Below are 20,975 nucleotides of genomic sequence, written 5' to 3'. Positions count from 1 at the left end.
ACCGGTGACAATGCCGGGCGCAGGGGCGGGACGGGACGGGACTGTCAGTGGGGCGTGGCAGGATCGGGGACGTGGCAGAAACAGCATCGAAGAAGAAGTCCGAGACCGTGGCGGCCAAGGCCCCGAAGACGGGCGGTGAGCAGCGCCCGCGCCTGCTCCTCATGGACGGGCACTCCCTGGCGTACCGGGCGTTCTTCGCGCTGCCCGCGGAGAATTTCACGACCGCCACGGGCCAGCCGACGAACGCGATCTACGGCTTCGCGTCGATGCTGGCGAACACCCTGCGTGACGAGGCGCCCACGCACTTCGCGGTGGCCTTCGACGTCTCGCGCAAGACGTGGCGCTCCCAGGAGTTCCCCGACTACAAGGCGAACCGCTCCAAGACGCCGGACGAGTTCAAGGGCCAGGTCGAGCTGATCGGCGAGATGCTCGACGCGATGCACGCGGTGCGCTTCGCCGTGGACGGCTATGAGGCGGACGACGTCATCGCGACGCTCGCCACCCAGGCGGAGGCGGCCGGCTTCGAGGTCCTGATCGTCACCGGTGACCGCGACTCCTTCCAGCTGATCACCGACCACGTCACCGTGCTCTACCCGACCAAGGGCGTCTCGGAGCTGACGCGCTTCACGCCGGAGAAGGTCGCCGAGAAGTACGGCCTCACGCCCAGCCAGTACCCCGACTTCGCGGCGCTGCGCGGCGACCCGTCGGACAATCTCCCGGGCATCCCCGGTGTCGGCGAGAAGACCGCCGCGAAGTGGATCAACCAGTTCGGTTCGTTCGCCGACCTCGTCGAGCGCGCCGAGGAGGTCAAGGGCAAGGCCGGGCAGAACTTCCGCGATCACCTGGAGGCGGTCAAGCTCAACCGCCGCCTGACCGAGATGGTGCGCGACGTCGAGCTGCCGAAGACGGTCGCCGACCTGGAGCGCGCTCCGTACGACCGCACGGCGCTCGCCATGGTCCTGGACACCCTGGAGATCCGTAACCCCTCGCTGCGCGAGCGTCTGCTGGCCGTCGACCCGGGCGCCGAGGAGGCCGGGCAGACCCCCGTCGCGCCCGGCGTCGAGCTGGACGGCGCGGTCCTCGGCGCGGGCGAGCTGGCCCCGTGGCTGGCCGAGCACGGCAAGGCGGTGCTCGGTGTCGCCACGGTCGACACCTGGCAGCTCGGTTCGGGCACGGTCACCGAGGTCGCGCTCGCCGCGGCCGGGGGAGCGGCCGCCTGGTTCGACCCGACGGCCTTGGACGAGGCCGACGAGAACGCGTTCGCGACCTGGATCGCCGACCCCGCCAAGCCCAAGGTGATGCACAACGCCAAGGCCGTCATGCGGGTCTTCCCCGAGCACGGCTGGTCGGTGGAGGGCGTCACCATGGACACCGCCCTGGCCGCCTATCTCGTCAAGCCGGGCCGCCGCTCCTTCGCGCTGGACGCGCTCTCCCTGGAGTACCTGGGCCGTGAGCTGGCGCCCGCCTCCGCCGCCGACGGACAGCTCGCCTTCGGTACGGAGGAGGACGAGCGGGCCGAGGCGGACTTCCTGATGTCGCAGGCCCGCACCGTCCTGGACCTCGGCACCGCCTTCGGCGAGAAGCTGCGGGAGGTCGGCGCGAGCGACCTCATGCAGGACGTCGAGCTGCCCACGTCCACGCTCCTGGCCCGCCTGGAGCGGCACGGCATCGCGGCCGACCGCGCCCATCTGGAGGCGATGGAGCAGCAGTTCGCGGGCGCCGTGCAGCAGGCGGTGAAGGAGGCGCACGCCGCGGCGGGCCACGAGTTCAACCTCGGCTCGCCCAAGCAGCTCCAGGAAGTCCTCTTCGGTGAGCTGAACCTCCCCAAGACGAAGAAGACCAAGACCGGTTACACCACGGACGCCGACGCGCTGGCCTGGCTGGCCGCCCAGACGGAGAACGAACTGCCGGTCATCATGCTCCGCCACCGCGAGCAGGCGAAGCTGCGCGTGACCGTCGAGGGGCTGATCAAGTCGATCGCCCCGGACGGCCGCATCCACACCACGTTCAACCAGACGGTGGCCGCCACGGGCCGTCTCTCCTCGACCGACCCCAATCTCCAGAACATCCCGGTCCGCACGGACGAGGGCCGCGCGATCCGCCGCGGCTTCGTCGTCGGCGAGGGCTTCGAGTCGCTGATGACGGCGGACTACAGCCAGATCGAGCTGCGCGTGATGGCGCACCTCTCCGAGGACGAAGGCCTCCTGGAGGCGTTCACCTCCGGCGAGGACCTGCACACCACCGTCGCCTCCCAGGTGTTCTCCGTGGACCGCTCGAAGGTCGACGCGGAGATGCGGCGCAAGATCAAGGCCATGTCGTACGGCTTGGCGTACGGCCTGTCGGCGTTCGGCCTCTCCCAGCAGCTGAACATCGACGCGGGCGAGGCGCGGGCCCTGATGGACACGTACTTCGAGCGGTTCGGTGGCGTACGGGACTATCTGCGCCGCGCGGTCGACGAAGCCCGTGCCACGGGCTACACGGAGACGATGCTGGGCCGCCGGCGGTATCTGCCGGACCTCAACAGCGACAACCGCCAGCGCCGCGAGATGGCCGAGCGGATGGCGCTGAACGCCCCGATCCAGGGCACGGCCGCGGACATCGTCAAGATCGCCATGCTGAACGTCCACGGGGCGCTGACGGAGGCGAAGCTCGACTCCCGCATGCTGCTTCAGGTCCACGACGAAATCGTCCTGGAGATCGCTCCGGGGGAGCGGAAGAAGGTGGAGGAGCTGGTCCGCCGGGAAATGGCCGGCGCGGTGTCCCTGCGGGCGCCGCTGGACGTCTCGGTGGGCGTGGGCCCGAACTGGGAATCCGCAGCGCATTAGCCTTCCGGGGGCGGGGCGGTGGGGTGCGGCTTGGGTTGGCGGTGTCTCGTCGGCTGCGGGTCCGGTGGTGGCTTGTCGCGCAGTTCCCCGCGCCCCTGAGGGGGCGGGTGGGGGGTTGGGGTGTCGGGGTCTGGTGCGGTCCGGTGGTGGCTTGTCGCGCAGTTCCCCGCGCCCCTAAAGGGGCGGGTGGGGAGTTGCGGGTCCGGGGTCTGGTGCGGTCCGGTGGGGGCTGGCCGCGCAGTTCCCCGCGCCCCTGAAGGGGCGGGGTGGAGGGGCTTGTGGTCTTCCCCGGAGAGGCACAGCGCCCCAAAGGGGCGCGGGGAACTGCGCGAGCAACCCCCACCCACCCGCAGCAAAGACGCCACCGCAACCACCCCCGGCAACCACCGCCCCGCCCGCACAACCCCCGCCCCAGCCCCGCAGGGCCCCTCACCCACGTGGCCCCCGCCCCCGCGCCCCCCACCCCCGGCCCCGCCAGGATGAGCCCATGGCCCCTCACCTGCGAGCCCGCTGCCGGTCCATGATCGCCGCAGCGCTCACCACGGCCCTGCTGAGCCCCATACCCGCGGCCGCCGCGGACGCCAGTGACCAGCAGGGCGCAGCCCTCTGCACGGCCGACCGCGACCATTCCCTCGCCGCCCGTGTGTCCCAGGACATCCGGGCGGCGCTGTCGTCCAGGGCCGGCAGCGTCTCCGTCGCCGTGCACGACACCCGTACCGGCCTCGTCTGCGAACTCGCGAGCCACCGCCAGTACGACGCGGCGAGCCTCGCCAAGGTGCTGATGATGGAGGGCGCGTTGCGCCGCGCCCAGGAGTGGGGCCGCGGCCTCACCGCCTGGGAGCACCGGCGAATCCGCCCCATGATCACCCGCTCGGACAACCCCGCGGCCGGCCAGCTCTGGAGCAACCTGGGCCGCCCCTACCTCTCGCGTTTCCTGCGCCGCGTCGGCACCACCGCCACCATCCTTGGCCCGTACGGCTATTGGGGCCTGACCCGCACCACGGCCGCCGACCAGCAGCGGCTGCTCGGCGTGCTCACCGACGCCCCGGACGTCCGCGGGCTCCTGCGGCCGAACGCCCGCGCCTACGGGCTCCGGCAGATGGCCGACGTACGGAGCGACCAGCGGTGGGGCGTGCCCGCAGGCATGCCGCGCGGCATCCGCGCCCACCTCAAGAACGGTTGGCTGCCGAGGACCACGCACGGCTGGCGGGTGCACAGCGCCGGCGTGTTCACGGGCGGCGGCCGCACGTACCGCATCGTCGTCCTCAGCCACGGAAACCCCTCGATGGCCTACGGAGTGCGCACCGTGGAACGCGTCGCGCACGCCGTGCACCGCGCTCTGCACAGGGGCCGCGCCATTGCCCAGGGCTTCACCCCGGAGAGCGAGATCAGCGAGGTCCCGGACGGATCGGCGCCGCCGGAGGGCGACTTCACGAGGCCGGGCGAGGAGCCCGGCCCCAAGGGGGAGAACCCCACGACGTAACAGCCCTGTCGCGGCGTACTGGCCAACTGGTAAAAACCGGGCACGCACGGGTGCCTGGGTGCGGCAAGTTGTCGTAGTGTCGCCAGAGCCGCCCCGCTGGGGAGCACGCGCGTACGAAGACGAGCGTGTACGGAGGTGGGGTCGGCGCGCAACAGTCGTCAATAGGGGAGGGGTGGCTCGGTCATGGCGCCGGTATTCGGCAGGCGACTGCGCAGGGGGGCGGTGACCAGCGCGGTGGCCGCGGCGGCGGTGGCGGCACTCGCCGCGTCGCAGGCCCCGGGCGTGACGGACGTTCCGCGCGACGGCAGCACGGCGGGAGCGGCGGACACGCCGCCGGGCGACTCCGCGACCGGTGACTCGCCCTACTACACCGATCTGCCGCGCCTGAAGAGCCCCAACCCCCTTCCGCCCAACGGCGGTGACAAGGAGGCCGAGGCGGGCGTGCCGGCCACCGTCCTCGACGCGTACAAGAAGGCCGAGGCCACGCTCGCCGACACCAAGCCCGGCTGCAACGTCCCCTGGCAACTGCTCGCCGCCATCGGCAAGGTCGAGTCGGGCCACGCCTGGGGTGGCCGGGTCGACGCGAACGGCACGACGCTCAAGTCGATCACCGGTCCGCCCCTGAACGGCGACGGCTTCGCGAAGATCACCGACACCGACCGCGGGGTGCTCGACGGCGACACGACGCACGACCGCGCGGTCGGCCCCATGCAGTTCATCCCGTCGACGTGGGCCACCTCGGGCCAGGACGGCAACAACGACGGCAAGAAGGACCCCAACAACGTCTACGACGCGGCGCTCGCCGCGGGCCACTACCTCTGCGCGAACGACCGCGACCTGGCCGACGAGGACGACCTGCACAAGGCGATCCTGAGCTACAACCGTTCGACGGAGTACCTGAACACGGTCCTGTCGTGGCTGGAGTACTACCGCAAGGGCACCCACGAGGTCCCCGACGGCAAGGGCGTCCTGCCGGACGACCGCAGCGACGACCGCACGCGGAACCCGGTCCTGCGGCCGGTGGGCCCCGGTGGCGACGGCAACCGCGACATGACCGGCACCTACGAACCGCCGCGCACCAACGACAAGCCGGGCAACGGCGGCCACCCCGGAAACGGCGGCCACCCCGGCAACGGCGGCAACCCCGGGAACGGCGGCGACAAGCCCGCTCCCACGCCCACCGAGCAGGTCGCGCGGCTGCAGGACGCGGGCACCGGCACGCTGGCCGCGACGGCGGGCGACGCCTTCGCCGGTCGCGTGCAGGTGCGTACGGCGTCGAAGTCGGGCTCCGGCGTCGCCAAGGTGAAGGTGAAGTTCCGGGTCGTCGGCGACACGGACACCCGCTTCGAGGGCGGCGCGAGGAGCGTCGTCGTCACCACGAACGCCGCGGGCCGGGCCACCGCCCCCGTGCTCAAGGCGGGTGAGAAGACGGGCCAGTTCACCGTGCGCGCCACGGTCGTGGGCCGCAAGCTGACGGGCCTCGACTACGCGGTGAAGGTCACCGCGCGCCAGGCCGACGCCCTGGTCAGGACCAGCGCCGAGCCGCTGGTCTGCGAGGCGGGCAAGGAGTTCGCCGGCCAGGTCGAGCTCAAGGCGACGTACAAGGGCCGGGCGGCCGCGGGTGTGGCGACCACCGCCACCCTGGTGACGTCGGCGACGGACGCCTCGGCCAACGACAAGGGCCCCTACTTCAAGGACGCGAACGGCAAGCCGGTCCGTGTCCTCAAGGGCCTCACGACCGATGCGAACGGCCTGTTGAAGCTGCCGAAGCTGTACGCCGACGACGCGGCGGGCACGTATCTGCTGCGGGTCGTCACGGCCGGCGGCGCCACGGTCACGGTGGAGCTGAAGGTGACGGCCCCCACCACCCCGACCACCCCGACCGACCCGCCGACTTCCACCACTCCGCCGGCCACCACCCCGGGCGCTCCCACCACCGCGGCCACGCCGACCGCCTGACCGGATCTCCCGCAAACCCTCCAGGACCGCCCCCGCGCCGACGACGGCGCGGGGGCGGTCCTGTGTCGTGCGACGGGGTCGTGCGACCGATGTGCCGCGCGACGTGTTCTCATCTCGCCCCCGCGTTGCTACGGTGCCCGACCTGACGCCCTATCAGCTCAGGCCGAGGTCGACCCGAAAGGCCCCGCATGCGTGCTCTCATCGCCGCCGCCACCGGTCTCGCCTTCGCGCTCGCCCTGGTCCTGGCGATCACGGCGATCGGCGCCCCGCCCGGCGAGACGTCCCCCGAACCCCTGCTCACCACCGTCCCCGAGCGTCCGTAGCAGCCGCACTGTCCCGCACACCCGTAGACGTAGGGAGGGTCGCCGCGATGCGCCGCAAGGCCAGCCTCGTCCTGCTCGCCCTGGCCGTGTTCTGCGCGGCCATGTCCCCGCTCACGCGCTGGTACGCCTTCCCGCGCCTCGCGAAGATCCCGCCCGGCCAATACCAGGAAACCGTCCTGGAGGCGAAGAACCCCACCCTCATCGACTACGGCACGATGAAGGCCGGGAAAGTCGACAAAGTCACCATCGTGCAGACCCTCAAGGGCAACGTGGAGGCCTCGGAGGAGATCGAGAGGAGCGCTGACCGCGACGTCGTCGTCTGGGACGCCCTCTCCTACGTCCAGGACTCCGACGGCAAGATGGTCTCCAAGGTCCCCGAGCGCTACATCTTCGACGCCCACAGCCAGGAACCGGTGCACGCCACCGGGGAGTCGGTCGACGGGGACCCGGTCAGGCGCCAGGGCATCGAGTTCAAGTGGCCCTTCCTGACGGAGAAGCGGGACTACGAGTACTTCGACGCGCAGGCCCGCGTCACCAAACCCATCCACTACAAGGGCACCCGGACCTTCCGCGGCGTACACGTCTACTACTTCGAACAGACCATCCCCTGGACCAAGGTCCCCTTCCCCAAGACGATGCCGGTCAAGGGCATCACCCCGAAGTCCCTCGCCAAGACCGGCACCACCCGCTGGTACACCACCGTCCGCAAGTTCTGGGTCGAGCCGACCACCGGCGCCCCCGTCTACGGCGAGGAGATCCAGCGGAACGAACTGCGCGGCGGCACACTCCTCGGCGGACGCGACAAGGTCACCGTCTTCGCCGGACACGTGAAGATGCGCGAGGACTACATCGAGAGCACCGTCGACCTGGTCACCTCCCAGCGCGTCCTGGTGCTCCTGCTCACCTCCTACCTCCCCTGGGGCTTCCTCGGCCTCGGCCTGCTCCTGCTCGCCCTCTCCCTCTGGCTGGAGGCCCGCGGACGCAGACCGGACGGCCCCGGGCCCACGGTCACGACCGGCCCCGAACCGGAACCCGTCACCGCCTAGGCGCCCCCGCCCTCCCGGGCCTGACGCGCCTTGGTGAACCGGGTCGGCTCGGCCGACGCCGGGTCCTGCGGCCACGGATGCCTCGGATACCGGCCGCGCAGCTCCGCCCGCACCGCGCGGTAGCCCTCCCGCCAGAACGAGGCGAGATCGGCCGTGACGGCGGCGGGACGCCCCGCGGGCGACAGCAGGTGGACGACCACGGGCACCTGCCCGGCGGCGATCCGGGGAGTCTCCGCCAGCCCGAACATTTCCTGGAGCTTCACCGCGAGGACGGGCTGCCCCGGGTCGCAGTAGTCGATCCGAATCCTAGACCCGCTCGGCACCTCCAGCCGCTCCGGAGCCAGCTCGTCCAGGCGCACGGCCTCACCCGTGGCCCACGGCAGCAGCCGCCCCAGCGCCTGCCCCGCGTCGATGCGGCCGAGGTCCGCCCGGCGCCGCGCCTTGGACAGCTCGGGCTCCAACCACTCGTCCACGCGCGCGTGAAGGGCGCTTTCCGACACGTCGGGCCACGGCTCACCCAGGTGCCGGCGCAGGAAGGCAAGCCGCTCCCGCAGCTCCCGCGCCCCCCGTGACCACTTCAGCAGCCCGGTCCCCTCCTCCCGCAACCCGGCCAGCAGCGCTTCCCGTACGAGAGAGGGGTCGGGGTCCCGCAAGGGGCGCACCGCCAGCTCGACGGCCCCGAGGCGCTCGACGTGCCGCGCCACCAGGTCCCCGCCGGACCACGCCACCTCGTCCCGCTCGGAGCACAGCGGCGCGGCGGCGCGGCGTGCCGCGTCCTCGTCGATCTGCGCGCCGAGCAGTACGCGCGCGTGCCCGGCGCCCACCGGGCGGTCGGCCACGGCCACGGCGATCCACTCGGCCCCCGTCAGCGCGGAGCCGGGGCGCAGTTCGGCCCGGGTGCCGTTGGCCATCAGGTACGTTCCGCCGCCGACCGCCCGGGCCACGCGTTCGGGAAACGCCAGGGCGGCGACCACCCCGGCGACCCGCTCCTCACCCCCGGAGCCGGGTGCCGCCGCCTGGTCCTTGACCCCCGCAGAGGTCAGGCGCCGCGCCTCCGTACGCCAGCGCGCCGCGTAGCCGTCCTGGCCCCGCCGAGCGGACCGCCAGGCCGCGGCGAGGTCGTCGCCGTACTCCCGCGGCGGCTCCTCGCTCAGCAGCGCCACCACCTCCGCGGCCCGCCGGGTGCCGACGAGCGGCGCCGCGTCCAGCAGGGCGCGGGCCAGGCGCGGATGCAGGCCCACCCGCGCCATGCGCGTGCCGCGCTCCGTCACCCGCCCGGCCGCGTCGACCGCCCCCACCGCCGCCAGGACCTCCCGCGCCGCCGCCATCGCGCCGCCCGGCGGCGGATCGAGCAGCGCGAGCCCGGAGGCGTCCGGATCGCCCCAGCAGGCCGTCTGCAGGGCGAACGCGGCGAGGTCCGCCACCTTGATCTCCGGGGCGGGAAAGCGCGGCAGACGCGCGTCCTCGGCCTCGGCCCAGCACCGGTACACGGCCCCCGGCGCCTCACGGCCGGCCCGCCCCGCCCGCTGCCGTCCCGCCGCCTGCGAGGCCCGCACCGTCGCCAGCGCGCTCAGCCCGCGCGCGTGGTCGACCCGCGGCTCGCGCGCCAGCCCCGAGTCCACGACCACTCGCACGCCCGGCACCGTCAGCGACGACTCGGCCACCGACGTGGCCAGCACGACCCGCCGCCCCGGCGACCCCGCGAGCACCGCGTCCTGCACATCCGCCGGAGCCCGCCCATGGACCTGCAGCACCTCCACGTCCCCGAGGCCGCCCAGCTGCCCGGCCACGCGCGCGATCTCACCGACGCCCGGCAGGAAGCACAGGACGTCACCGTCCCGCTCGGCCAGGGCCCGCCGCACCACCGACGCCACGTGCGTGAGCAGCGCGGGATCGACGCGCATCCCGTGCGGCGGCCGCACCGGCCGCGCGGGCGGCGCCCACACCACCTCGACCGGGTGCGCGATCCCTTGGGCCTCCACCACCGGCGCGCCCCCGAGGACGCGCGCCCACCCCTGCGCGTCGGTCGTCGCGGACGCGGCCACCAGCCGCAGCTCGGGCCGCAGCGCCGCCCGCACGTCCACCAGGAAGGCCGCCACGGTGTCCGCGTCCAGATGCCGTTCATGGCACTCGTCGATGACGACGACATCCACACCGGCCAGCTCCTGGTCGCGTTGCAGACGTTGGAGCAGCACACCCGTCGTGACGACCTCCACGCGCGCGCGTGGACCCACGACGCGCTCCCCGCGCACGGTGTAGCCGACGCTCTCGCCCACCTTCTCGCCGAGCAGCCACGCCATCCGCCGCGCGGCGGCCCGCGCGGCGATGCGCCGCGGCTCGGCGACGACGACACGACGTACGCCCGCGAAGGCGCCCGGCGCCTCGATCAGGCCCGCGAGCGCCAGGGGCACCAGCGTCGTCTTGCCCGTGCCGGGCGGCGCGCACAGCACCGCGCTGCCCGGCCCCTCCAGGGCGGCGCGGAGGCCGGGCAGCGCGTCACGTACGGGCAGGTTCAGGGCGGCGAGGTCACGGATCACACGCTCAGTCTCGTACGCATACGTAGATGGCCGTCCCCGGGATCAGGTTTCCGCGCAGCGGGGACCAGCCGCCCCACTCCTGGGTGTTCCAGGCGGGCCACTCCGGCTCCACGATGTCGACGAGGCGGAAGCCGCCCGCCACGATGTCGCGCACCCGGTCGCCAATCGTCCTGTGGTGCTCCACGTAGACGGCGTTCCCCTGCTCGTCCTGCTCCACGTAGGGGGTGCGGTCGAAGTAGGAGGCCGCCACGGAGAGCCCCTCGGGGCCCGGCTCGTCGGGGAAGGCCCAGCGGATCGGATGCGTCGCGGAGAACACGAAGCGGCCCCCGGGGCGCAGCACGCGGTGCACCTCCTTGAGGACGAGCACCGGGTCGGCGACGAAGGGCAGCGCTCCGTAGGCGGAGCAGGCGAGGTCGAAGGAGCCGTCCTTGAAGGGCAGGACCCCGGCGTCGGCCTGCACCAAGGGGACGTCCCCGCCGATGCGCAGCGCGTGCTGGAGCTGGCGGTGGGAGAGGTCGAGGGCCACGGGGCGCGCGCCCTGGGTCAGCAGCCAGCGCGAACACTGGGCGGCGCCGGCGCCGATCTCCAGGATGTCCTTGCCCTTGAGGCCCTCGGGCGGACCGAGCAGTTCCGCCTCCACCTCGTCGAGCCCTTCGGGACCCCACACGAAACGGTCGTCCCCCAGGAACGTGCCGTGCTCGACCTGGTAGTCGTCGGCGTTCCTGTCCCACCAGCCGCGGTTGGCGCGGCTGCTCTCCGTGACGTTGGCGGCACGGCGAGTGGCCTCGGGCTCGGGCAGTGCGGACTCTTGGATGATCGGCTCCATCGTCGTAATCTTCCGTCGAACTCGTCGAGGCGGGGCGCGGTGCGGCCCGTGTGGCCTCAGACGACAGGTTTTGTGCCGGGTATGCGGCGTTCCGCCCCGGGTGTGCGCCTTCGCGCATTGACCCTGTCCGGCTGCCCCCGTATGCTACAAGTTGCGCTGCGAGCCTGCGCTCCTCAGACATAGCAGGCTGCGCTCGCGTCTGTTGTATGTCCCCTCGGTTGTCGAGACGCCTTCCCTTGCCGGAAGCGCGCCTCCTAGGCTGTCCGGCTTCTGCAGAGCGAAATCGGCTCCCGGCGTTGCAGTACCTACGACTTCAATGTCCGTACCGGAGCCCTAACCCACATGACGAGCAGCACCGAGACCACCGCCACCACCCCGCAGGTAGCGGTCAACGACATCGGTAACGAGGAAGCCTTCCTCGCCGCGATCGACGAGACGATCAAGTATTTCAACGACGGCGACATCGTCGACGGCGTCATCGTGAAGGTCGACCGGGACGAGGTCCTGCTCGACATCGGTTACAAGACCGAAGGCGTCATCCCGAGCCGCGAGCTCTCGATCAAGCACGACGTCGACCCGAACGAGGTCGTCAAGGTCGGCGACGAGATCGAGGCCCTGGTTCTCCAGAAGGAGGACAAGGAAGGCCGTCTGATCCTGTCCAAGAAGCGCGCTCAGTACGAGCGTGCCTGGGGCACGATCGAGAAGATCAAGGAAGAAGACGGCATCGTCACCGGTACCGTCATCGAGGTCGTCAAGGGTGGTCTCATCCTCGACATCGGCCTCCGTGGCTTCCTTCCGGCCTCCCTCGTCGAGATGCGCCGCGTCCGCGACCTCCAGCCCTACGTGGGCAAGGAGCTCGAGGCCAAGATCATCGAGCTGGACAAGAACCGCAACAACGTGGTCCTGTCCCGCCGTGCCTGGCTCGAGCAGACCCAGAGCGAGGTCCGCCAGACGTTCCTCACGACCCTGCAGAAGGGCCAGGTCCGCTCCGGCGTCGTTTCCTCGATCGTCAACTTCGGTGCGTTCGTGGACCTCGGTGGCGTCGACGGTCTCGTCCACGTGTCCGAGCTGTCCTGGAAGCACATCGACCACCCCTCCGAGGTTGTCGAGGTCGGCCAGGAAGTCACCGTCGAGGTTCTCGACGTGGACATGGACCGCGAGCGTGTCTCCCTGTCGCTCAAGGCGACGCAGGAAGACCCGTGGCAGCAGTTCGCCCGCACGCACCAGATCGGGCAGGTCGTTCCCGGTAAGGTCACCAAGCTCGTTCCGTTCGGTGCGTTCGTGCGCGTCGACGAGGGCATCGAGGGCCTGGTCCACATCTCCGAGCTGGCCGAGCGTCACGTGGAGATCCCGGAGCAGGTCGTCCAGGTCAACGACGAGATCTTCGTCAAGGTCATCGACATCGACCTCGAGCGTCGCCGGATCTCGCTGTCGCTGAAGCAGGCCAACGAGTCCTTCGGCGCCGACCCGTCGGCCGTCGAGTTCGACCCGACCCTGTACGGCATGGCCGCGTCCTACGACGACCAGGGCAACTACATCTACCCCGAGGGCTTCGACCCCGAGACCAACGACTGGCTCGAGGGCTACGAGACCCAGCGCGAGGCCTGGGAGACCCAGTACGCCGAGGCGCAGCAGCGCTTCGAGCAGCACCAGGCCCAGGTCATCAAGTCCCGCGAGGCCGACGCCCAGGCCGAGGCCGAGGGTGCGGCGGCTCCGGCCGGCGCCGCTCCGGCCGCGTCCGGTGGCGGCGGCGGTTCGTACTCCTCGGAGTCGGACGACAACTCCGGCGCCCTGGCTTCGGACGAGGCGCTCGCCGCGCTGCGCGAGAAGCTGGCCGGTGGCCAGAGCTGACGCTCGCCTCTAGGCGGTTGTAGCTGAACCACACTGCGGGCCCGCATCCCTTCGGGGGTGCGGGCCCGCGGTGCGTCTCGGCTGCCGGGGCGGGCCCCTTCAGGGCGTCCCCCCATGGCGGGCTTACGGGGTGACCGGGATGTTGGTCAGGCCCCGGCCTCCCGTCACCGTGTTGTCGGCGTGGACCGTCGTCCTGCAGCTGCCGCTGTAGTTGGTCACGTTGACGGCGAGGCGCTGTCGCCCGTCGCGCCCGTGAGGGTGGACCTGTTGCCGCGGAAGACCGTGCCGCAGCCCCAGCCGGACTGCTGGGTGTGGGTCTCGTAGCCGTTGTTCAGGGTGTTCTTGCCGGTGTTGTTCTCGATGACGTAGTTGTTGCCCTTCACGTCGACCCACGAGTCGTCGTAGTGGTTGCCGGTCATCCCCCTGCCGTCGAACGTGTTGCCCGCGACCCTGCCGCCCGTGGTGCCCTCCTTCAGGTCGACCGCCTCGCCGCCCACGTCCGGACCGATCGTGTTCCCGAGGATCTGGACGTTGTCGCTCTTGTCGGAGAGCGTGTTGGCGGTGCCGACGTACACCCCCTCGCCCATGCCGCGGCCGTCGTTCCCGGTGTCGTATATCCGCGAGTTCTTGATCACGCCGTCGCGGCTCGACGTGCGGAAGTGGACGCCCTCCATGTCGAGGCCGTGCACCGTGACGGCGTCCACGACGACGCCCCGCGCGGAGTCGATCATGATGCCCTTCTGGCCGCCGGTCACGGTGATGCCCTTCACGGTCCAGTACGCGGCGCCGTTCAGGTGCAGGCCGTAGCCGCCGCCGGCCGTGAGCACCGCCTTCGCGGAGCCGGTCAGCGTGACGCGGGCACCGGCGCTCGCCGCCACGGAGGTCTTGAAGTTGCCTGTGTACGTCCCGTCGGCGAGGTGGATCGTGTCGCCGGGCGAGGCGTCGGTCAGCGCCGCCTTGAGCTCGGCGGCGGTGGAGACCTCGATGGTCCGCGCGGGCGTCGCGGCGGCACCGGGTGCGGCGGCGGCGGAGACGGCCGTAGCCAGGGTCGCGGCGGCGGTCGCCGCCGTGAGCGCGGCGGTCAGCAGGGGGCGTCGGGTGCGCATGGGGGTGGCCTTCCCGTCGGGGGGTGGGGGGGTCTCGCACAACAAGGGTTCTTGTACGTGAACGGAGGGTGTCCATGTGAACGGTGCGAACGTAGAGGCGGGGCATGTCCGCGTCAAGGTGCCCCGTCAAGGTCCGCCGGCAAGCCGGTGGTGGCGGGAATGCCCGTGGCCCTGCGTGCGTTCTCCGTTACGAACACGAGGAGGAGCGGTCACAGTGCTTGATCCGCAGGGTTTGTACGCATGGGAGCCGAAGGGCCTCGCCGTCGTCGACATGGCGCTCGCCCAGGAGTCGGCCGGACTGGTCATGCTCTACCACTTCGACGGATACATCGACGCGGGCGAAACCGGCGACCAGATCGTCGAGCGGCTCACGGACAGCCTCCCCGGGCAGGTGGTGGCCAGATTCGACCACGACCGGCTCGTCGACTACCGCGCCCGCCGCCCGCTGCTCACCTTCCGCCGCGACCGCTGGACGGACTACGAGGTGCCGACGCTCGACGTCCGTCTCGTGCAGGACGCCACGGGCGCGCCCTTCCTGCTGCTCTCCGGACCCGAGCCGGACGTCGAGTGGGAGCGCTTCGCCGTCGCCGTCCAGCAGATCGTCGAGCGCCTCGGCGTACGCCTGTCGGTGAACTTCCACGGCATCCCCATGGGCGTGCCGCACACCCGCCCCGTGGGTCTCACCCCGCACGGCAACCGCACCGACCTGGTCCCCGGCCACCGCAGTCCCTTCGAGGAGGCGCAGGTGCCCGGCAGCGCCGCGTCCCTCGTCGAGTACCGCCTCCTGGAGGCGGGCCACGACGTGCTGGGCGTCGCCGCGCACGTCCCGCACTACATCGCGCGCTCCGCCTACCCGGACGCGGCCCTCACGGTCCTGGAGGCGATCACCGCCGCCACCGGCCTGGTGCTGCCCGGCGTCGCGCACGGCCTGCGCACAGAGGCGCACCGCACCCAGACCGAGATCGACCGGCAGATCCAGGAGGGCGACGAGGAACTGGTCGCGCTGATCCAGGGACTGGAGCACCAGTACGACGCGGCGGCGGGTGCCCAGGAGCGCGGCAACATGCTGGCCGAGCCGGCCGACATCCCCTCCGCCGACGAGATCGGCCGGGAGTTCGAGCGCTTTCTGGCCGAGCGGGAGGGCGACGCCTGACGGCGGCTTCTGCCGCGTGCCCGCAGCCCCTTAAGCTGCCCGTCATGCTGAAGGTTGGTCTGACCGGCGGAATCGGCGCCGGCAAGAGTGAGGTCTCGCGGCTCCTGGTCGCGTCCGGTGCCGTCCTGATCGACGCCGACAAGATCGCGCGCGAGGTGGTGGCGCCGGGGACCGCGGGCCTCGCGGCGGTCGTCGAGGCCTTCGGGCGGGAGATCCTGTCCGCGGACGGTTCGCTGGACCGCCCCCGGCTCGGCGCGCTGGTCTTCGCCGACGCCGACAAGCTCGCCGCCCTCAACGCGATCGTGCACCCGCTGGTCGGCGCCCGCTCCGCCGAACTCGAACGCTCCGCCCCCGCCGAGGCGGTGGTCGTCCACGACGTGCCGCTGCTCACGGAGAACGGCCTCGCCCCGCTGTACGACGTCGTGGTCGTCGTCGACGCGAGCCCCGAGACCCAGCTGGATCGCCTGGTGCGGCTGCGCGGCATGAGCGAGGAGGACGCCCGCGCGCGGATGGCGGCGCAGGCCACCCGCGAGAAGCGTCTGGAGATCGCCGACATCGTGATCGACAACAACGGCCCCCTGGAAGGGCTCCAGGAACGGGTCGCCGACGTCTGGGCGGACCTCGTGCGCAGGGCGCGTACGCGGGACTAGCCCCTGCCGGGCAGGCGGTCGGTCCCGCTCGGCGGGCTGTCGGCGCGGAACAGGGGCGGAATAGGCGCAGTCGCGGCGGGCGTTGATCCAGGGGAGTGAGGGAAGGAGTCCAGCGTGCCCGAAATTACCCCGGAGACTCACGTCATCGACTTCCGGGCGGCGGAGCAGCTCCTCGCCGCGCGGGACCCGCGGGGCGCGGTGAAGCTGCTCGACACGGTCATCGCGGCCCACCCCGAGAACACCGCGGCCCGGCTGCTGCGCGCCCGCGCCTTCTTCGCCGCCGCGCAACTGCGCGCCGCGGAGCTGGAGTTCAGCATCGTCCTGGAGCGCGAACCGGACAACGCGTTCGCGCACTTCGCGCTGGCCCGCACCTACGAACGCGCCGCCCGCCCGGAGCAGGCGCGGCGCCACTTCCGCCTCGCCGCCGCCCTGGACCCGCAGCCGGAGTACCTGGCGGCGGCCCGCTTCGACGAGCAGCAGGACTGACGCCGCCGCCTGGGGCCGAAGCCGGTCGCGGGGCGGGCCGGCTAGGGGATGTCCGGTGGATCGTACGGCGGGATGTCGCGGCCCGGCTGGTAGTGCGGGCCCTGGCGCATGCGGCGTACCACCCACGCGAGGTCGGCCGTGACCACGAGCAGCAGCACCCCGCACGCCACCGCCCACCCGGTCCGCCCGGCCAGCGCGAAGGCGGCCGTGCCGAAGGCGGCCCAGCCGAGGCCCCAGACGCTGAACCAGAAACGCATCCGCAGGGGACTGCGCGCTGTCAGCGGTTCACTGCCTGTGCGCATGTGAGGTCATCTCCTCCTTTCAGGATAGAGAGGGCGGCAGCAACGTGCCGGACGCCCTGACACCGGTACGGAGTCCCTGGCTGGTTTCCCGCCGTAGTCGGCGAGCCGCGAGGTGCGGAGGGAACGGCTCCGTGTCCCGCTTCGTTGGCGGGGCATGACTGTGCGGATGCGTGAGGGGTACGAAGGGACGGGGCCCGGCGCGATCACGCCGGACGGCTGCGCGGTGGAGCTGTACGCGCGCCTCACCGTGCGGGACGAGCCCGAGATCGTCGCCGGGGCGGCGCCACCCGGCGCGCACATCCTCGAACTGGGCTGCGGTGCGGGCCGCGTGACCCGGCCGCTGCTGGAGCGAGGCTTCCGTGTGACGGCCGTGGACGAGTCCGCCGAGATGCTGGAGCGGGTCGCCGCGCTCGACGGCGGGGTGCGTACGGTACGGAGCCCGATCGAGGCGCTCGACCTCGACGAGAAGTTCCCCGTGGTGATGCTCGCGTCGTTCCTCGTGCACGCCGGCGACGTGGCCGTGCGGCGCAGAATGCTGCGGGTCTGCCGCAGCCATGTCACGGACGACGGCTGCGTGCTGATCCAGCGGGAAGGGCCCGACTACCACACCGACCTGCCGAGGGAACGCGTCGATCCGGGCGGCTGCACCATCCGGATCGTCTCGGCGGAGCCCATGGGTGACGGCGTGAACCGCGTCCGCGCGGAGTACGTCTTCCCGGACGCCGTGTGGACGCAGACGTTCCTGGCCCGCCCGCTCACCCCGGAGCAGTTCGAGGAGGCGCTCGCCGAGGCGGGTCTGAAGGTCGACAAGTACCTCACGGATGACGGTACTTGGGTGCGGGCGGTGCCTGTGGGGGTGCGGGGGCGGTGAGTTGGGGCGTGCGGGAGCGATGAGTTCCGGGTGGCGGTTCCGTCTACCTCTGTGACAGCACAGCGGCGCGGCAGGCCGGTGGCCCAGCAGGGCGGCGGCCCCGCGCCCCCCCGTCACCGAGGAGACGCCATGACGGCCACCGCCGCAGCCACCGCCACCGCTCGTACCGCGTCTCGCAGCCGTGGCGCCCGCATCACCCTACGCACACTCCGCGTGGTGCTCGCCGTGTTCTTCGCTGTCGCGAGTGGTGTCCCGAAGCTGATCGCGCACCCGACCGCCGTCGAGTCCTTCGACAAGCTGGGCTGGGGCGCCCCGGGGATGTACACGATCGGGGCGCTGGAACTGCTCGGCGGTGTCGCGCTGTTGCTGCCGCTGCTCTCCTCGCTCGCCGCGACGGCGTTCATCGGGCTGATGGCCGGCGCGTTCGTGGTGACGATCACGGCGCTCGGCGGGGAGAACGCCGCGACGCCGCTGATCCTGACCGTCCCGCTGGCCTGGATCGCCTGGGCGACCCGCGAGGAGACGACGAAGCTGGTCGCCCGCCTGCGCCCGTGAGCCCCGGGCCGCGGCGCGCGCCGCGTGGCGTGCGGCCTGCGATCCACGGCCTGCGTCGCGGATCGCGGAAAGGTTCCGTCGGCCCGCCGTACTTCCTGGCGGTCGTCGGCCCGCCGTGGTTCCTGGCGGTCGCTGTGCTCCCCGGTCGTCAGCGGCACCCTTCCGCACTCGGCCGTGCCCGACGCCGGGGCTGGCCTTCGCCGGGGTCAGCCCTCGCCGGGGTCAGCCTTCGTAGGGGTCACCCCCCGCCGGGGTCAGCCTTCGTAGGGGTCACCCTTCGCCGAGGTCAACCCCGCCACGGTCAGCCTTCGCCGGGGTCGGCCCTCGCCGGGGCTACCTCCGTCGGGTCCAGCCTTGGCCGCGGGCGCCTTCGCCGGGCTGGCCCTCGCCGGGGCCAACCCCCGCCACGGTCAGCCGTCGGGGTCGGCGTTCGCCAGGGTCAACCTCCGCCGGGGTCAGCCTTCGCCAGGGTCAACCTCCGCCGGGGTCAGCCTTCGTAGGGGTCACCCTTCGCCGAGGTCAACCCCGCCACGGTCAGCCTTCGCCGGGGTCGGCCCTCGCCGGGGCTACCTCCGCCGGGTCCAGCCTTGGCCGCGGGCGCCTTCGCCGGGCTGGCCCTCGCCGGGGCCACCCCCCGCCGCGCTCAGCATTCGCCGGGGTCAACCCCCGCCACGGTCAGCCGTCGGGGTCGGCGTTCGCCAGGGTCAACCTCCGCCGGGTCCAGCCCTCGCCGCGGTCAACCTCCGCTGGGTCCAGCCCTCGCCGCGGTCAGCCTTCGCCGCCGTCAGCCCTCCAACCCGCGTAGCCGTTCCAGCTCGCGGCGGTCTCGCTTCGTGGGGCGGCCCGCGCCCCGGTCGCGGATGCCCGCCGGGGCGACGGCCTCGCGTGGCGGGGGCGGCGGGCTGTTGTCGACGTAGGCCTCGGCGGCGACCGGCGCGCCGACCCGCTTGCGCAGTACCCGCTTGACGACGACGATCCGCTCCCGGCCGCCCGCCTGCCGCAGGCGCACCTCGTCGCCCACCTTCACGCCGTACGCGGGCTTGACCCGCTCGCCGTTGACCCGGACGTGACCGCCCTTGCAGGCGGCGGCGCCCATCGAGCGCGTCTTGACGAGACGGACCGACCAGATCCAGCTGTCGACGCGCACCGAACCCTCGCTCGCGGGCGCGCCGCCCGCCGAAGCGCTGCCCGGGGCGCGGTCCGTGCCGCCTCCTGAAGTCTGCGAAGCCATGCTCCGACCTTAGTCCGGCTCCACCGCGACAGGCCCGTCTCCCGGCGAGCCGTCCGGAACCCGCTGACTGCGGCCGCCGATAATCCGGACCAACCGCAGTAAAAGGTCCGGAAGCCGTCCGGGCGTGACGTACGACTCCCAGGGGTGCGGACCATGACGCCTTGCGAAGCCACCACCACGGAAGGCGGCACCGCGTGAGTGCCACCGAGACGCCGGCCGGCGGGGACCCGGCCGAAGGCCCCGCCAGGGAGCCGGGGGAGCATCGGAAGCGGAAGTTCACCTTCCCCAGTGCGCTGACCGTCCTCGCCGTCGTCACCCTCGCGGTCTGGCTGCTCGCCTTCCTCGTCCCTTCGGGGCAGTACGACAGGAACGACTCCGGCGCGCCCATGCAGGGCACCTACCACCGCGTCGACTCCGGACAGTCGTTCGTCGACCGCCTCAACGACCTGTTCCTCTCACCCGTCAACGGCCTCTACGGCATCCAGGACAAGACGACCTCGCTGGTCGCGCCCGACAACGTCGGCGCGCTGTACGGCAGTGCGGGCGTGTTCCTCTTCGTGCTCGCCATCGGGTCCTTCATCACCGTCGTCTTCGCCACCGGCGCGCTCGACCGGGGCATCGGGCTGCTTGCACACCGGCTGCGCGAGCGCGGCGCGCTGCTCATCGCCGGGGTCATGGTCGTCTTCTCCGTGCTCGGGACGGTGGAGGGCTTCGCCGAGGAGACACTCGGCTTCTACGGGCTGATCGTGCCGCTGATGCTCGCCCTCGGCTACGACCGCATGACCGCCGTCGGCGTGATCATCCTCGGCGCGGGCGTCGGCGTCCTGTGCTCGACGGTGAACCCCTTCGCGACGGGCGTCGCCTCCTCCGCCGCCGACATCTCGCTCGGCGACGGCATCGTGCTGCGCTTCGCCATGTGGATCGTCCTGACCGGGGTGACGGTCGCGTACGTCATCCGCTACGCCGCCCGCGTCCGGCGCGACCCGGAGCGTTCCCTGTCGGGGTTCCTGCCGGGCGACCGGGACCGCGGGCGGGCCGCGGCCGACGCGAGCGAGGCGCCGGAGCTGACCCGGCTGCACAAGGCCGTGCTGGTCGCGACGGCGCTCGTCTTCACGTTCATGATCTTCTCGGTGGTGCCCTGGTCGAGCGCCCTCACCGGGGACGCGGACGCGACCCCGTACGGCTTCGAACTCGGCTGGTCCTTTCCGCAGCTCGCGGCCCTGTTCCTGTGCGCCGCCGTCCTCGTCGGGCTCGTCGCGCGCATGGGGGAGCAGCGGCTCAGCTCCACGATCGTCCAGGGCGCCGCCGACTTCGTCTCGCCCGCGCTGGTCATCCTGCTGGCCCGCGGTGTCACGACGATCATGAACAACTCGAAGATCACGGACACCGTGCTGCACTCCATCGAGGGCGTGGTGCAGGGGACCTCGTCGTGGCTCTTCGCGGTCATCGTCTTCCTCGTGAACCTGCCGCTCGCCTTCCTGATCCCCTCCACCTCCGGCCACGCGACGCTCGCCATGCCGATCCTCGCCCCGCTGGCCGACTTCGCCGGGGTCCCGCGCGCCGTCGTCGTGACGGCCTGGCAGGCGGCCAGCGGCTGGATGAACCTGTGGGTGCCGACGACGGCGGTGACCATGGGCGGCGTGGCGCTCGCCAAGGTCGGCTACGACAGGTATCTGCGGTTCGTGTGGCCGCTGCTGGCCGTTCTCGCCCTGCTGATCTGCGGCTTCGTGGCGGTGGGGGCGGCCATGGCGTGAGGGGCCGGGCCCGGGGC

Annotated in this window: 16 protein-coding genes and 1 pseudogene; 12 read left to right on the top strand and 5 right to left on the bottom strand. The window is 72.2% G+C overall.

Going from position 1 to position 20,975, the window contains the following annotated elements:
• Positions 1-161: 161 nt before the first annotated feature.
• From polA to J2N69_RS08445, 5 genes are all read left to right on the top strand, one after another.
• The gene (polA, locus tag J2N69_RS08465) at positions 162-2,825 is read left to right on the top strand and encodes a DNA polymerase I (RefSeq protein WP_230904638.1); all 2,664 of its coding nucleotides are present in this window, start codon (positions 162-164) and stop codon (positions 2,823-2,825) included.
• 487 nt (positions 2,826-3,312) lie between these two features.
• Positions 3,313-4,308 (top strand): serine hydrolase, encoded by a 996-nt coding sequence (locus J2N69_RS08460; RefSeq protein WP_230900184.1) that lies wholly within the window; start codon positions 3,313-3,315, stop codon positions 4,306-4,308.
• Between the two features lie 183 nt (positions 4,309-4,491).
• Entirely contained in the window at positions 4,492-6,267 is a 1,776-nt protein-coding gene (locus J2N69_RS08455; protein WP_230900183.1) for a lytic transglycosylase domain-containing protein, read from the top strand.
• Positions 6,268-6,455: 188 nt separating this feature from the next.
• Positions 6,456-6,590, top strand: a complete 135-nt coding sequence (locus tag J2N69_RS08450; protein ID WP_230900182.1) for an SPW_0924 family protein — start codon at positions 6,456-6,458, stop codon at positions 6,588-6,590.
• A gap of 47 nt (positions 6,591-6,637) precedes the next feature.
• Positions 6,638-7,636 carry a cell envelope lipid trafficking protein PgfA gene (locus tag J2N69_RS08445; protein ID WP_230900181.1) on the top strand — a complete coding sequence of 333 codons (999 nt, stop codon included), beginning with the start codon at positions 6,638-6,640 and terminating at the stop codon, positions 7,634-7,636.
• Here J2N69_RS08445 and hrpB read toward each other — a convergent pair.
• A complete protein-coding gene (hrpB, locus tag J2N69_RS08440; protein WP_230900180.1) occupies positions 7,633-10,173 on the bottom strand; it encodes an ATP-dependent helicase HrpB in 2,541 nt (846 codons plus the stop codon). The genes J2N69_RS08445 and hrpB overlap by 4 nt on opposite strands.
• Positions 10,174-10,177: 4 nt before the next feature.
• On the bottom strand, positions 10,178-10,999 hold the full coding sequence (locus tag J2N69_RS08435; protein WP_230900179.1) for a class I SAM-dependent methyltransferase: 822 nt from the start codon (positions 10,997-10,999) through the stop codon (positions 10,178-10,180).
• Positions 11,000-11,341: 342 nt separating this feature from the next.
• On the opposite strand from J2N69_RS08435, the gene rpsA reads away from it, so the two are divergent.
• Positions 11,342-12,850, top strand: coding sequence for a 30S ribosomal protein S1 (gene rpsA, locus J2N69_RS08430; RefSeq protein ID WP_205040278.1), 1,509 nt, complete (start codon positions 11,342-11,344; stop codon positions 12,848-12,850).
• A gap of 123 nt (positions 12,851-12,973) precedes the next feature.
• Here the strand turns inward: rpsA and J2N69_RS08425 are convergent.
• Positions 12,974-13,956, bottom strand: a pseudogene (locus J2N69_RS08425) (right-handed parallel beta-helix repeat-containing protein).
• 214 nt (positions 13,957-14,170) lie between these two features.
• Between J2N69_RS08425 and J2N69_RS08420 the strand changes: the two are divergent.
• The 3 genes from J2N69_RS08420 (at position 14,171) to J2N69_RS08410 (ending at position 16,245) form a co-directional block, all read left to right on the top strand.
• The gene (locus tag J2N69_RS08420; RefSeq protein WP_230900178.1) at positions 14,171-15,109 is read left to right on the top strand and encodes a PAC2 family protein; all 939 of its coding nucleotides are present in this window, start codon (positions 14,171-14,173) and stop codon (positions 15,107-15,109) included.
• 44 nt (positions 15,110-15,153) lie between these two features.
• Positions 15,154-15,759 carry a dephospho-CoA kinase gene (gene coaE, locus J2N69_RS08415; RefSeq protein WP_230900177.1) on the top strand — a complete coding sequence of 202 codons (606 nt, stop codon included), beginning with the start codon at positions 15,154-15,156 and terminating at the stop codon, positions 15,757-15,759.
• A gap of 114 nt (positions 15,760-15,873) precedes the next feature.
• Positions 15,874-16,245, top strand: a complete 372-nt coding sequence (locus J2N69_RS08410; RefSeq protein WP_230900176.1) for a tetratricopeptide repeat protein — start codon at positions 15,874-15,876, stop codon at positions 16,243-16,245.
• A gap of 41 nt (positions 16,246-16,286) precedes the next feature.
• Here J2N69_RS08410 and J2N69_RS08405 read toward each other — a convergent pair whose 3' ends face one another.
• On the bottom strand, positions 16,287-16,547 hold the full coding sequence (locus J2N69_RS08405; protein WP_127912017.1) for a DUF6343 family protein: 261 nt from the start codon (positions 16,545-16,547) through the stop codon (positions 16,287-16,289).
• 166 nt (positions 16,548-16,713) lie between these two features.
• Here J2N69_RS08405 and J2N69_RS08400 point away from each other — a divergent pair, with 166 nt between their 5' ends.
• Both J2N69_RS08400 and J2N69_RS08395 read left to right on the top strand, forming a co-directional pair.
• Positions 16,714-17,418: a class I SAM-dependent methyltransferase gene (locus tag J2N69_RS08400; protein WP_230904637.1), complete on the top strand. Its 705-nt coding sequence runs from the start codon at positions 16,714-16,716 to the stop codon at positions 17,416-17,418.
• A 129-nt stretch (positions 17,419-17,547) separates the two neighbouring features.
• Positions 17,548-17,973, top strand: a complete 426-nt coding sequence (locus tag J2N69_RS08395) for a DoxX family protein (RefSeq protein WP_230900175.1) — start codon at positions 17,548-17,550, stop codon at positions 17,971-17,973.
• 784 nt (positions 17,974-18,757) lie between these two features.
• Here J2N69_RS08395 and J2N69_RS08390 read toward each other — a convergent pair.
• Positions 18,758-19,204 (bottom strand): RNA-binding S4 domain-containing protein, encoded by a 447-nt coding sequence (locus J2N69_RS08390; RefSeq protein WP_230900174.1) that lies wholly within the window; start codon positions 19,202-19,204, stop codon positions 18,758-18,760.
• A 293-nt stretch (positions 19,205-19,497) separates the two neighbouring features.
• Between J2N69_RS08390 and J2N69_RS08385 the strand changes: the two genes are divergently transcribed.
• A complete protein-coding gene (locus tag J2N69_RS08385; protein WP_230904636.1) occupies positions 19,498-20,958 on the top strand; it encodes a YfcC family protein in 1,461 nt (486 codons plus the stop codon).
• Positions 20,959-20,975: the final 17 nt, after the last annotated feature.

Origin of the sequence: Streptomyces huasconensis, assembly GCF_021028635.1 — a bacterium.
GTDB lineage: Bacteria > Actinomycetota > Actinomycetes > Streptomycetales > Streptomycetaceae > Streptomyces > Streptomyces huasconensis.
This window is presented reverse-complemented; position numbering and strand designations above follow the sequence as displayed.